Genomic DNA, 13,248 nt, shown 5'->3' on the forward strand with positions numbered 1-13,248 from the left:
CGGGGGGTCGGGAATGTCAGGGGCGCACGGGCTCCAGAACCGCCGCCGGCGGGCACGGCGCCTGTCCGGGCCATGGCCCCTCTCCGCGCCGCAGATAGAGGTCGAAGTCGACATGCTGCAGCGTCTCGGCGGCGGCAGTCTGCTGCGTCGAGCCATGCAGCGGCCGGACCGCGATGTCGATGTCGCCGAAGCGTCCGCGGTAGACCGGATTGGCGCCCGCCTCCGCCGCGAGCAGCGCCGCCGTCGGCAGCAACGCCACCCGGCAGGCGCCGAGCCGGATTTCCAGACCGGTCTCGTCCAATTCCGCAGTGAGCCGCGCGGCGTCCGCCCCAGGCAGCACGAATCCGGCAGGGCCGGAGCCGCCGCGGACCGTTGCGATCATCCGGGTCACCGCCCACAGGCCGGGCAGCACTTCCAGCGGCATGCCCCCTTCCGACCATTGCTCAGGGCGGTAGTTCCGCTCCGCCAGCGGCCCCGCCTCTGCGCGCCGTTCGGCCTCCCGTTCGCCCCAGGGCGCCAGGTAGGTGGAGGTTACGGGGAAGGCCGCGGCGATCCCGGCCAGCATCGCCGCGACGAAGCCGGTCGCCAGGCGCGGCGCGCGCGGCTCCGCCCGCCAGGTGACATAGAGCGAGGTGCCCAGCAGCCAGAGCAGCAGGGTCAGCGCGAAGGCGCCGATATAGCTCTCCTCGAAATGCTCCGCCGGCCAGGTGACCGCGTAGAGGCCGACGGCGACCGGCGCGATGAGAACCGCGCCCATCCAGCGCCGCCAGCGCGCCATGACCGTGCTGCGGCCGGCATGGCGGAGCGCGGTGGCGTAGCAGATCGCTGTCGCCAGCCCGCCCGCGGCCACCAGCGCGGCGACCGCATGGGCCGGCACATTCTCGCCGCCTTCGAACAGCCAGCGGCCGAGCCCGGCATAGGCGATGGCGGCGAGCGCCAGCCAGCCGGGCAGGACGATCCAGTGCGCGGCCAGACGGAACCAGCGCGGGGTCGGTGGCACCTCGGTCGGGTCGCGCCGGTCGATGCGGGGCAGTTCGCTGAGCGCGTACCAGGGCCAGAACAGGCAGAGCGCGACGGTGGCGAACACGCCGATCACTTCGGCTTCGGGGTCGATGCCGGCGACCATCGTCGCGCCGAGGTAGACCGCCATGAGCACGGCAAGCGCCAGCCCGGCGATGAACAGCCCCAGGAACCCGGCGAAGATCGAAGCGATCGTCCACCAGATGAAGCGGTCATTGCCCACCCGCCCCGCGGCATAGGGCAGGACGAAGGCCGCAACCACGCCGGCGGCCACGAGATGCAGGGCGACGGCGTTGGCCTGCGCCCGCTGCAGTGCCGCCGTCTCCGCCCAGCGCAGGCCGAGCGAAAAGGCGAAATCGACGGAAACCAGGATCATGCAAACGAGGATCGCCGGCGCCGGCACCGCGGCCGCGAGGATCGCCAGCCGCCGCTTCAGATGCGGCGCCCGTTCGCCCAGCCGCGCGAGACCGAGTGTCACGAAGAAGCTGACGAGACAGCCCAGGAAGATCCCGTAGACCATGCGGGGGGTCAGGATCCAGGGCGGACCGTCGTTGAACAGCTGCTCCCAGACCAGCCAGAGCGCGGTTCCCGCCGCGATGGCGAAGGGCCAGGGGAAACGCCGCGGCACTTCCGACAGGTCCTGCCAGAATCCGCCCCCCGCCTTCGCCGGCCCTTCCGTCATCGCGCAACGCTCCGCCGTCCGTCCGAGTTTCTCAGACTAACGGCGAATATGGCGCGGATGGGACGGGATTGCGCCCCCGCAATGCACGGCTAAAGTCGTCCCACGCATTGCAGGGGGAGCAGCGGCCATGGCCATCATCACCTACGTCAACCAGTGCCATATCGAGCATGGCGCCATCGACATGCTGGCCGACAGCCTGGCGCAGCTCGGCATGCGCCGGCCGCTGATCTGCACCGACCGGGGGCTGGTCGCACTGGGCATGGCCGACGAACTGCGCCGCCGCATCCCCAACGACGTCCAGGCGACGCTCTATGACGGCACGCCCGAAAACCCGACCGAACGGGCGGTGAAGGACGCGCTCCGGCTGTTCCGCGAGAACGACTGCGACGGCATCGTGGCGCTCGGCGGCGGATCGTCCATGGACCTGGCCAAGGGCGTGGCCCTGCTGGCCACCCATGACGAGCCCCTGGCCGGGTACAACGCCGCCACCGGCGGCGGCGCGAAGATCGGTCCCTGCGCGCCGATGATCGTGATCCCGACCACCTCCGGCACCGGCTCCGAGGTCAGCCGCGGCGCGGTGATCATTACCGAAGACGGCCGCAAGCTGGTCTTCGGCAGCCCGCACATGCTGCCGAAGATCGCGCTCTGCGATCCCGACCTGACGCTCGGCCTGCCGGCGCGGCTGACCGCGGCCACCGGCATGGACGCCGTCACCCATCTGATGGAGGCGGTGATGAGCCCGGTCGACAACCCGCCGGCGGAGGCCATCGGGCTGGACGGGCTGTGGCGCGCCGTGGGCCAGGGCAATCTGATCCGCGCGACGGAGAACGGCCGGGACAGGGCGGCGCGCAAGGAGATGATGATCGCCGCCGCCGAGGGGGCGCTGGCCTTCCAGAAGGGCCTCGGCGCGGTCCACGCCATGAGCCACGCCATCGGCCGCATCGCCGCGCTCAACCTGCACCACGGCACGCTGAACGCCGTCTGCCTGCCGGCCTGTCTGCGCTACAACGACGAGGTATTGGGGGAGAAACGCGACAGGCTGCGCCACGCCATGGGCCTGAAGGCGGGCGAGCCGCTGGACCGGGCCGTCGAGGCGCTGAACGCGAAGCTCGGCCTGCCCGCGAACCTCTCGGAGATGGGCGTCACCGAGGACATGATGCCCGGCCTGATCGAACACGCGCTGGCCGACCCCACCACGCCGACCAACGCGCGGCCGGTCGATGCCGCCGGCTTCGAGGCGCTTTACCGCGACGCAATGGGCATCGGCTGACTGCGACAGACCGGGTTCCGGGATCCAGTCCCGGAACGGGCCCGGTTCCGGCTACCAAGCCCACTATCTCGTTTCCCGGCCCCGGGACTTGATCCCGGGGTCCAGCACGACATCTCTCTCGCTCCTCTATTTTCCGGAGAATCATCCAGATGAAAGCTCTCTGGGGGCTGGCGCTGGGCAATTTCGCGGTCGGCACCGGCGCGCTGGTCGTGGCCGGCGTGCTGCCCGACATCGCCCGCGACCTGGGCGTCCCGGACGCCCGCTCCGGCCATCTCATCTCGCTCTACGCCATCGCCTATGCGCTGGGCGCGCCGCTGCTCGGCTCCCTGACCGGCGGGTTCGACCGCCGGCGGCTGCTGGTCGGCGCGGCGGCGCTGATCGCCGTCGCCAACACGGTGGCGGCCGTGGCGGCGAGCTTCGATCTGCTGCTGTTCGCGCGCATCGCCTCGGCGCTGGGCGCGGCCATCTTCTCGCCGATCGGCGCCGCGGTGGCCAGCACGCTGGTCCCGCCCGAACGCGTCGCCCGCGCGCTCTCGCTGGTCTTCGGCGGCTTCGTCGTCGCCACGGTCCTCGGCGTGCCGCTGGGCACCTGGCTGGGCGGCAATTTCGGCTGGCCCGTGACCTTCTGGTTCGTGGCCGCCCTGGCCGCGGGCGCCACGATCTCGGCCCTGGTCACGGTTCCGAAGGGTCTCAAGGCGCGGGGCGCGGGCTTCCGGCCGCTGATCGCGGTGCTGTCCAACCACCGCATGGTGCTGGCGCTGTCGGTCGGCGTCGGCCACATGGCCTGCCAGTTCATCCCCTATACCTTCATCGCCCTGATCCTGAGCCAGCGGTCCGGCGCGGACACCAACGACATCACGGTCGTGCTGCTGCTGTTCGGCCTGTTCAGCTTCATCGGCAATATCGTCGGCGGGCGTATCACCGACCGCTTCGGCACGACCGTCACGATTCTGGGCGGGCTCTTCACCCTGCCTGTCATCTTCGCCGGCTTCGACCTGCTGGACACCGGGGTGATCGCCGCCTGCATCATGCTCTCGGTCTGGGGCGCCGCCGGGTTCAGCTTCGCGGTCGCCCAGCAGGCCCGGCTGGTCGGCCTCGCGCCCGAGCAGAGCAGCACCGCGCTCTCGCTGCACGCCTCCTCGATGTATCTCGGACAGGCGCTCGGCGCCCTCGTCGGCGCCCAGGTGCTGCGCGGCATGGACCTCTACGCGCTGCAGTGGTTCGCCCTCGCCGGCGCGCTGCTCACCCTGACGCTGTTCCTGATATCGCGGCGGCAGTGGCGCGGCCGCTGACGCGCCGGCCGCGATCGGATAGACTGGCGGCCATCGACCAAGCCACCGAACGGGGAGAACAACAATGTCAGCGAACGTGGCCCGTCATCCCAGCGCCCGCCCCGACGGCATCACCGCCGAGGAATGGCAGGCGCGGCTCGACCTCGCCGCCTGCTACCGGCTGGTGCGCATGTTCGGCATGGACGACCTGATCTACACCCACATCTCCGCCCGCGTACCGGGACCGGAAGAGCATTTCCTGATCAACGGCTTCGGCCTGCTCTACGAGGAGATCACGGCGTCGAACCTGGTCAAGGTCGACCTGGACGGCAACGTGGTCTCGGAGAGCGAATACGGCATCAATCCCGCCGGCTACGTCATCCACAGCTGCATCCATCGCGAACGCCCGAGCGTCGGCTGCGTGCTGCACACCCACACCGTCGCCGGCACCGGCGTCTCGGCGCAGGACGGCGGTCTGCTGCCGCTCAGCCAGACGTCCATGCTGTTCACCGACAACGTCGCCTACCACGACTACGAAGGCATCGCGCTGCGCGAGGAGGAACAGGAGCGGCTGGTGGCCGACCTGGGTGAGAAGAACGTCATGATCCTGCGCAATCATGGTCTGCTGACCGTGGGCGAGACCGTGGCCGAGGCGTTCCTTTACATGCATTACATGGAACAGGCCTGCCGCATGCAGATCGCCGCCCAGGCCGGCGGCAAGCTGGTGACCCCGCCGAAGCAAGTGCAGGAATATGTCCGCCAGGCCGCGATGGGCGGCTTCGGCGCCGGTGTCGGACAGCGCGAGTTCGCCGCCCTCATCCGCCGCCTCGACCGCCAGGACACGAGCTGGCGGGAATAGCGTTCGAAACCGATCGGGTCACCCCCGCCTTGCGCGGGGGTCCGGTCGGGCGTGCCCGCCTGGCTGACGCCGGCGAGGACTGAAACCTCCGCGCTTCCCGGATGCCCGCACAGGGCGGGCATGACAAGTAGCGGACCGCCGTCAGATCGGGCTGATCGCGCGCTTCTTCGGCGGACCGGAATCGTGCGGGCGCGGGGCCGCCATGGCGATCGCCTCGGCCAGCACGCGGCGCGTGTCGCGCGGGTCGATGACGTCGTCGACGCCGAAATGCTCGACCGCCCGGAGCGCCGTCAGGTTCTTGCGGATGTCGGCCTCCAGTTCGGCCTTGCGCGCCGCCGGATCGGGCGCGTTCTGCCAGTCCCGGCGGTAGGCGACGTTGAGCGCGGTCTCGATCGACATGGCGCAGAGCTCGGAGGTCGGCCAGACCCAGCAGCCGTCGGCGTGGAAGCCGCGGCCGCCGTTCATGGCGTAGTAGCCCGCGCCATAGCCCTTGCGGACCATCACCGAGTAGCGCGGCACGCTGGCCACGCCCAGTTCGTAGAGCATCTTGGCCGAACGCAGGCCGAGCGTCGTCGCCTCGGCGCCCGAGCCGACGAAGATCCCCGGCATGTCGACGAAGTAGATCAGCGGCAGACCGAAGGCGTCGGCGATGGCGATGTGGCGCGCTGCCTTCTCGGCGGCCTTCGAATCCAGCATGCCGGCCAGGAACATCGGGTTGTTGGCGACGACCGCGACCGGATGGCCGCCGATCCGGGCGAAGGCGGTGACCATGTTGCGCGCATGGCTCGGCTTGGTCTCGAAGACGCTGTCCCGGTCGAAGACCAGTTCGAGGATGCGGCGCATGTCGTAGGCGCGGCGCGAGCTATCCGGCACGATGTCCGCCAGCGCCTGTTCCCGGCGGTCGATCGGATCGTCCGGCGCCGCGACCGGCGGCCGCTGACCCGAATTGGACGGCAGGTAGGAAAGATAGCGGCGCATGGCGCGGAAGCAGTCCTCCTCCGTCTCCGGCGCCATGTCGGCGAGCCCCTGACGGTCGGCCTGCACCCCGGCGCCGCCCAGCGCCTCGGTCTCGATCTCCTCGCCGGTGGCGGCGCGGACCAGCGCCGGGCCGCCAATGCCCATCTGCGAATGCCCCCGCCACATGACACGGAAGTCGGCAAAGGAGGCCATGTTGGTCGGTCCGGCATAGCCCGGGCCGAGGACCGCGGTGACGATCGGCACCCAGCCCGAGAGCCGCGCCAGGTGCCAGAAGGTTGTGCCGGCGGACGCGAAGTGGCGGCTGTCCAGCCCGTCCTGGATGCGGTGGCCCGCCCCCTCCAGCAGCCAGATCAGGGGATGGCCGTTCTTCTCGGCCATGTCCATGATGCGGTGCGTCTTCTCCGCGCCGACGACGCCCACCGAGCCGCCGAGCACGGTGAAGTCGTCGCCCAGCAGATAGACCGGCCGTCCCTCGATCTTCCCCCAGCCGGTGACGATGCCGTCGGCCGGGGCGTTCAGGGTGCTGGTCAGTTCCGTGTCCCTGGCCGGCTCCACCAGGCCACCGATCTCACGGAAGCTGCCGGGATCGAGCAGCGTCCCGATCCGCTCCCGCACCGTCATCCGCCCCCGGCCATGCTGCCTTGCTGCCGCTTCCGGGCGGCCTTCGTCCGAAACGCTCAGCCGTCTGGCCGCGATCTCCTCCAGGCGCCGGCGCGCCGCTTCATCGGTCATGTCCTTCGAGCCTCCCCTGCCCGTCAGATGATAGATGCGGCGCGCGCCGCCCTCCGGTCAAGCCGCGCCGGGTTCGACGATAGGCCCGGGCGGGTGATCCCGGTCGGCCCACAGGCCGACGCCGAGCGATACCGTCGTGCAGATGCCGAAGCCGATCATCAGCGGAATGACGCTGCCGTCCAGCTGACTGCCGATCAGGATGCCCTGGGGCACGGCGAGCGCGGTCGGCACGAAACCGACGAAGGCCGAGGCGATGCCCGCGATGGCGCCCATCGGCTCCATGGCGAGCGCATTAAGGTTGCCGAAGACCATGCCGACGGCGAAGAAGATCGCCATGAAATAGACCATCAGCCAGAACAGGCTCGGCTCGACGCCCATCGCCAGCGCGATGGCGGCCATGACGAAGGACGTCGCGGCGGACGCGGTCTGGGAAATACGCACCAGCCGGCGCATGCCATAGCGCATCACGATCCGGCCGTTGAGAAACGAGGCGACGCCGAGCGATGCCGCGCCGCCGGCGAAGTACAGCGCGAAGGCGTCGCCGGTACCGTATTGGTACTGGAAGATCTGCTGCGCCGAGCTGAGATAGGCGAGGAACGGCCCGAAGGTGAAGCCCGTGGCGATGGTGTAGCCCAGCGTGATCCGGTTGGTCGCGGCGGTGCGGAATCCGCGCGCGATGTTGGAGAGAGAGAACGGCACCCGGCGGGCCGGCGGCAGGGTTTCGAACTGGCGCAGGCCGAACCACGTCACCGCGATGCCGGCCAGCCCGATGAAGAAGACGAAGATCAGGTGCCAGTCGCCGGCGAACAGGATTCCCTGCCCCACCATGGGCGCCAGGATCGGCACCAGGATGAAGACCGCCATGATGAAGCTCATGACCTGAGCCATGCCCCGGCCGGCGAAGCGGTCGCGGACCACGGCGATGGTGACGATCCGCGCCGACGCGGCCCCCAGACCCTGCAGCGCGCGGCCCACCAGCATGGTCTCGAAATCCGGCGCGAACAGCGAGGCGAGACAGCCGGCCAGGAAGATCGCGATGCCGATGTAGATGGCCGGCTTGCGGCCGATGCTGTCCGACAGCGGGCCGTAGATCAGCTGTCCCAGCCCCAGGCCGGCGAACAGCACGGTGACGATGAGCTGGTTGTCGGTCACGTCGGCGACGCCGAGATCGCGCCCCATGACCGGCAGCGCCGGCAGCACCGTGTCGATCGAGAGCGCTACCATGGAGGTGAGCAGCGCCATCATCGTCACGAACTCCGTCCGTCCCGGTCCCGTCCCGCCATTTGCCGAATTGCTCATCCGCGCCTCTCGCCAGAGGCGGGGAACCTATCGCGCAATGCCGGCGAGGGAACAGCCGATTTCGCAGGTGCGGTATTCGCGGCCTCAGCCGGCCCTGGCGCCCGTCTGGTGTTTCCAGGGTCCGACATAGCCCGCCGACCAGTCCGGCGGCAGTTCGCAGCCGCGCGGATCGTGGCAGGAGAAACGGGCCGGCTTGCCGCGCACGATGGCGCCCTCGTAGGGGCTGGGGATCGGATTGGTCACATAGGGCATGGAATCGGCGGAGCTGTAGACGTTGAGCAGCATCGGCCGCATGCGGTCCGAACGGTTGGCCTGGCTGCCGTGAATGACGCGGCAGTTGATCAGCACCGCCGAGCCCGCCGGCCCGGTCAGACTGACCACGTCGTCGCGCCAGCCCTCGTACAGGTCCTCCTCTGGAATGCGCAGCACCCAATTGCCGTCGCGGTCGTACATGGAGTGCATGGGCGGCTTGTGACTGCCCCGGATCGCCAGCAGCGGCCCCTGCGGCTCGCCGGTGTCCTCCAGGTAGATGCCGACGGTCATGGGGCTGTAGTCGGTATGCGGCCAGGCCGGCACGTCCTGGTGCCAGTCGAACTTGTGGCCACCCTTGGGCCATTTGAAGTTGAGCTTGGAGTGATAGAATTTCACGTCCGGCCCGCAGACGTCCGCCGCGATGTCGGCCGAGACCGACTCGCTGGCGAAGGCCCAGAACTCGGGATGGTGCGTGACGGGACTGACCAGCCGCCTGAGCCGCGGGTCGTCGGGCGAATGCCCCTCCTCCAGGATGAAGCGGCCGTCATCCTCCGCAACCTCGCGGCTGAGATCGACCATCTCGTCCATCGCATCCTGCAGACGCTTCAGCCAGGCGGCGTCGACCGCGCCCTCGATCACGGCGCAGCCATCCTCGAAGAACTGTTCCCGCTGCGCCTTGCTCAGCACCGTCGTGGGATGCTTCAGCACGTCTTCCATCAACATGAACTCTACTCCACTACCCGATTGTCGGCGGCTCCGCGCAGACCTGCTCGTAGGCGAAGCGCTCGGTCAGTCCGCCGGACTGCTGATAGATGTCCAGGGTCGCCTCGTAGGCGTCCCGCGTGATCTCCACATGGGGTGTCCAGCAGCCGAGCCGCTGGTAGGCCGCGATACAGTCGGTCAGCGCCGCCTCGGTGATGTCCGGGAAATGCGGCTTCTCGGCGCGGGCGATCTCGGCGGCCGACGCTTCGTTCATGTAGCGCCGCGTCTTCGCATAGGCCCGCATGAAGGCGCGCGCCGTGTCGGTCGCGAGCCATTCGCGCTTCGCCGCCAGGCTGGAAAAGCCGCAGCGGCCGACCTTCGGGCCGACCTGCGCAACGACGCGACCGACGCCGTCGGCCTCGAGTTGCTGCGGATAGGGACCCTGCTGCTGCACGTACTGGCCCTGCCCTTCCCGGTAGGCGCGGTCGATGGCGTCGGCCCCGCCCGGCGTGATCGCCTTGATCCTGTCGAAGTCGATGCCGGCGCGGTGGCAGGCGTACTTGAACATCACCTGGGGCTGGCCGCCGCCGAACATGACGACCTCCGCCCCCTCCAGCTTCTTCCAGTCGAAGTCCGGGTCGGCCTCCCGCCCGGTGATGAAGAAGCCGTCCATCTCGTTGACCTGGGCGAAGTGGACCGCGCTCGGCGTCTCACCTTTCTGCAGCGGCCCGAATCCCTGGCTGAGCGCCGACTGGATGACGTCCGCCTCGCCACGCTCCAGCGCCTCGATCGCCGAGACCCCCGGCTTCGCCACCGACCAGTCCGGCTCGAGGCCCTCCTCCTGCAGGAAGCCGCCCGTGAAGGTGGAAATCAGCGGCGAATAGAACGCCGAGAACAGCGTGAACTGGATGCGGATGACGGTCATTGTCTTGCCTCCCCTTGATTGCGCCGATCTTGCCCGCCCCGCCCCCGGCGAACAAGGTCGAGGCGGCGCGGCGACGCCGGCCCTTGGCCCCTGCCGCCGATCATGATGAAATCGCTGCGGGAGAAAATGCATCATGGCCGAGTTCGAAACCGAACCCCTGCACGACGATTTCGGCGCGCGGATCACCGGCGTCGACCTGACGCCGCCTCTGGCGCCGGATATGGTCGAGGCGATCCGCGAAGCGATCGACGAGCATTCGCTGCTGATCTTCCCCGATCAGGGTCTCGACGACGCGGCGCAGCTCGCCTTTACCGGCCTGCTGGGCGAACCGGAGCCGAACCACGTGATCCTCGGCCAGACCGGCCGCCGGGAATATTTCGGCACCATCGGCAATATCGACGCCGAAGGCCGGCAGATGGGCAACGACCACAAGCATGTCCGGTTCCTGACCGGCAACAACATGTGGCACACCGACTCTTCGTTCCGCGACGTGCCGTCCTTCGTCTCGATCATGTCGGTCCACGAGGTGCCCGACGAGGGCGGCGAGACCCTCTATGTCAGTGCCCGCGCGGCCTATGACCGCCTCTCCGAGGCAGAGCGCGACGAGATCGATCCGCTGGTGACGATCCACGATTACGTCTTCTCCCGCTCCAAGGTCGGCCCTGACGCGGTCACGCCCTCGCACGCCGCCAGCCTGCCGCCGGTGCGGCAGCGGCTGGTGCGCGCCAATCCGCGGACGGGGCGGAAGAACTATTATGTCGGCTCCCATGCAAAGACCATCGAAGGCTGGGAGGACGCGCGGAGCCGCGACCTGCTGGACGACCTGCTGGCGCGCGCGACGCGGCCCGAGCACGTCTACACCCTGCGCTGGCAGCCGGGCGACCTGGTGATTTGGGACAACCGCTGCCTGCTGCACCGGGGCGTCGGCTACGACGCCGACCGCTACCGCCGGCTGATGCGCCAGACCCGCGTCGCCGGAAGGTGCAACACGCTGGCGGAGTAGCGCCGTCCGGGGCGCGGTGTCCTGCCGGCTCAGCCCTTGCGCGCGGTGATGCACCAGATCGCGCCGGGCAGCTTCACACCCTCGTCGGTCTGATGTTCCGCCAGCATGGCGCGCAGCGCCGGCTTCATGCGCTCGACGGCTTCGGGGCCGGCCTCACGCGCCGCGCCGCCGACGGGGCCGATCTCCAACGCCGAGACCACCGCCTCGTCGGCGTCCGCGCCCAGGCGCAGCATCCGGTCGACGGGCTCCAGTTCGATGTCGGTGAAACCGCCGGCCGCCAGGATGCGCTTCACCCGGTCGGGATCGGCGAAGGACATCGGTCCCGGTTCCTCCGGTCCGGGGCGCGGCGGCAGCTCGATGAACGACTTGGCGACGATGACCGGCTTCAGCATCCACGGGTTCTCGGACAGCGCGCGCCAGCAGGCCAGCGCCAGCCGTCCGCCCGGTTTCGTCGCGCGGCCGATATTGGCGAAGGCGGCATCGGCGTCGCGAAAGAACATCACGCCGAAGCGCGAGAAGACGAGGTCGAAGGCGGCGTCGCCGAAATCATGGGCCGCCGCATCGGCCTCGACGAAATCGACCGCCGCGGCGCCCGGCCGGGTGCGGGCGTGTTCCAGCATGGGCCGGGAGACATCGACACCGATCACGCTTGCGCCCGTCGCCGCGATGTCGATGGCCGTGCCGCCGCAGCCGCAGCCGATGTCGAGCACCGTCTCGCCCGCCTCGGGCCGCGCCGCCGCCAGCACGTGATCGCTGAAGGGCGCCAGGGTCGCGTCCATGCGCGCCTGGTTGCGCACCCATTTGGCGCCGTTGGGTCCGTTCCAGTATTCGATCTGCTCGGCATTGATCGCGTTCATTTCTTCCCCTCCGGTCGATGGCGCGGCGCGCCTATCCCGCCAGCCGCGCGGCCATCCGGTGGCGGTCGGCCTCGAACTGACGGCGACGATATTGCGCGGCCAGACCGGCGATGCAAATGACCACGGCGAGAAAGAACATCTCGAAGGGCATGGGTCTCAGCGACAGGCCGTTGCCGATCAGCGCCGTGACGAAGACGGGCGTGAACAGACAGATTCCGTGCCGGTTCAGCGCCAGCATCATCATGATCAGCGCGCCGAAATAGGCGAAGAAGCCCAGGATCCCGTTCTCGATGATCATGGTCAGATAGGTGTTGTGGGAGGTCGTCTCCTTCAGCCGCCAGATGATCGAGGACATGTTGTCGGAGCCGATGCCGGTGCCCAGCCAGACCTCCGCGCTGTCACGGCCCGAAATGATGTCGAGCCGCTCGATCCAGGTGCCGAGACGGCCCGAGCCCAGCTCCTCCAGCTTGATGTTGGTGTCGTTGCGGACCGCGGCCTTGCGCTCCTCGTTCTCGATGGCGATCAGCGCCAACAGCAGCACGCCGGCGACCAGCACCACGGCCTTGAGCGGCCGCGGAATGCGTCGGGAGTACATGCCGTAGCAGCCGAAATAGGACACCGCCGCCACCAGCACCTGGGTGGAGAAGCAGCCCACGATGTAGAGCATCGCCATGCCGACGAAGGCGGCCATGACCTTCGTCGACAGATACCCCCAGTACCATGCCTGGTGGACGACCAGCATGAAGGCGAGGGTCATGTAGCCGCTGGAGTGGGGATTCTCGGGACCGCCGTGGTAGGGCGCGAGGCGGCCATTGCCGACCAGGGCCGCCCACCAGCCCGGCACCGGATCGTCGAAGACGGCCTCGTTGGAATGCAGGTAGAAGGGCTGCGTCGCCGACCAGATCATCACCCAGAATATGGCCCCGCAGGCCAGCCAGGCGATCAGCCGGAGCGGGAACTTGTCGTAGTGTCCGAAGGCGAGAATGCCGAGATAGAATGGCCCGAGATAGCGCAGCATCTGGGGAAAATCGATCCGGTGCTGCAGAATCAGATGCGACACCAGCCAGATGACCGGCAGGCTGCTCACCAGGAACAGCAGCCGCCAGCGCCAGGATGACGGCCGGGCGGCCACGCTGATGAACGACAGACCCGCGAGGCCGCCGAAGATCAGCGCCGCCAGCGGCGTCAGCAACCCCTCGGGCAGGGCGTTGTAGAAGGCGGCGTAGAAGAAGCCGAGCACGACCAGCGGCGGCAGCGCCAGCTCGAAGAACGGCAGATGCTGACCGCCGCGTTCGCCTGCCCGCCCCTGTATGTCGCTGATCGCCAAGCCTTGCGCCCCTCAGCCGTGGAAATATCCGCCGATGCCGAATCTACAGCAAGAGCCGTACCGCCGTCAGG

11 protein-coding genes are annotated in these 13,248 nt (G+C 69.0%); 4 read left to right on the top strand and 7 right to left on the bottom strand.

Going from position 1 to position 13,248, the window contains the following annotated elements; all coding sequences use genetic code 11:
* Positions 1–16: 16 nt before the first annotated feature.
* Positions 17–1,702, bottom strand: a complete 1,686-nt coding sequence (locus TEF_19960; GenBank protein ID ANK82818.1) for a hypothetical protein — start codon at positions 1,700–1,702, stop codon at positions 17–19.
* 127 nt (positions 1,703–1,829) lie between these two features.
* Here TEF_19960 and TEF_19965 point away from each other — a divergent pair, with 127 nt between their 5' ends.
* The 3 genes from TEF_19965 (at position 1,830) to TEF_19975 (ending at position 5,102) form a co-directional block, all read left to right on the top strand.
* Positions 1,830–2,972 carry a 4-hydroxybutyrate dehydrogenase gene (locus TEF_19965; protein ANK82819.1) on the top strand — a complete coding sequence of 381 codons (1,143 nt, stop codon included), beginning with the start codon at positions 1,830–1,832 and terminating at the stop codon, positions 2,970–2,972.
* Positions 2,973–3,121: 149 nt separating this feature from the next.
* A complete protein-coding gene (locus TEF_19970; protein ANK82820.1) occupies positions 3,122–4,264 on the top strand; it encodes a hypothetical protein in 1,143 nt (380 codons plus the stop codon).
* 64 nt (positions 4,265–4,328) lie between these two features.
* Positions 4,329–5,102 carry a class II aldolase gene (locus TEF_19975; GenBank protein ANK82821.1) on the top strand — a complete coding sequence of 258 codons (774 nt, stop codon included), beginning with the start codon at positions 4,329–4,331 and terminating at the stop codon, positions 5,100–5,102.
* A 141-nt stretch (positions 5,103–5,243) separates the two neighbouring features.
* Here the strand turns inward: TEF_19975 and TEF_19980 are convergent, their stop codons facing one another.
* The 4 genes from TEF_19980 to TEF_19995 all read right to left on the bottom strand — a co-directional run bounded on the left by TEF_19980 (position 5,244) and on the right by TEF_19995 (position 9,990).
* Positions 5,244–6,812 carry a hypothetical protein gene (locus tag TEF_19980; protein ANK82822.1) on the bottom strand — a complete coding sequence of 523 codons (1,569 nt, stop codon included), beginning with the start codon at positions 6,810–6,812 and terminating at the stop codon, positions 5,244–5,246.
* 57 nt (positions 6,813–6,869) lie between these two features.
* Positions 6,870–8,111, bottom strand: coding sequence for an MFS transporter (locus TEF_19985; GenBank protein ANK82823.1), 1,242 nt, complete (start codon positions 8,109–8,111; stop codon positions 6,870–6,872).
* A gap of 84 nt (positions 8,112–8,195) precedes the next feature.
* Entirely contained in the window at positions 8,196–9,086 is an 891-nt protein-coding gene (locus tag TEF_19990) for a hypothetical protein (GenBank protein ID ANK82824.1), read from the bottom strand.
* Between the two features lie 13 nt (positions 9,087–9,099).
* The gene (locus TEF_19995; protein ANK82825.1) at positions 9,100–9,990 is read right to left on the bottom strand and encodes a hypothetical protein; all 891 of its coding nucleotides are present in this window, start codon (positions 9,988–9,990) and stop codon (positions 9,100–9,102) included.
* A gap of 133 nt (positions 9,991–10,123) precedes the next feature.
* Here TEF_19995 and TEF_20000 point away from each other — a divergent pair, with 133 nt between their 5' ends.
* Complete coding sequence (locus TEF_20000; GenBank protein ANK82826.1) at positions 10,124–10,993, top strand: hypothetical protein; 870 nt, start codon at positions 10,124–10,126, stop codon at positions 10,991–10,993.
* A gap of 29 nt (positions 10,994–11,022) precedes the next feature.
* Here TEF_20000 and TEF_20005 read toward each other — a convergent pair whose 3' ends face one another.
* Positions 11,023–11,850, bottom strand: a complete 828-nt coding sequence (locus tag TEF_20005) for a hypothetical protein (protein ID ANK82827.1) — start codon at positions 11,848–11,850, stop codon at positions 11,023–11,025.
* A 31-nt stretch (positions 11,851–11,881) separates the two neighbouring features.
* Complete coding sequence (locus TEF_20010; protein ID ANK82828.1) at positions 11,882–13,177, bottom strand: hypothetical protein; 1,296 nt, start codon at positions 13,175–13,177, stop codon at positions 11,882–11,884.
* Positions 13,178–13,248: the final 71 nt, after the last annotated feature.

This window comes from Rhizobiales bacterium NRL2 (assembly GCA_001664005.1).
Classification (GTDB): Bacteria; Pseudomonadota; Alphaproteobacteria; order Minwuiales; family Minwuiaceae; genus Minwuia.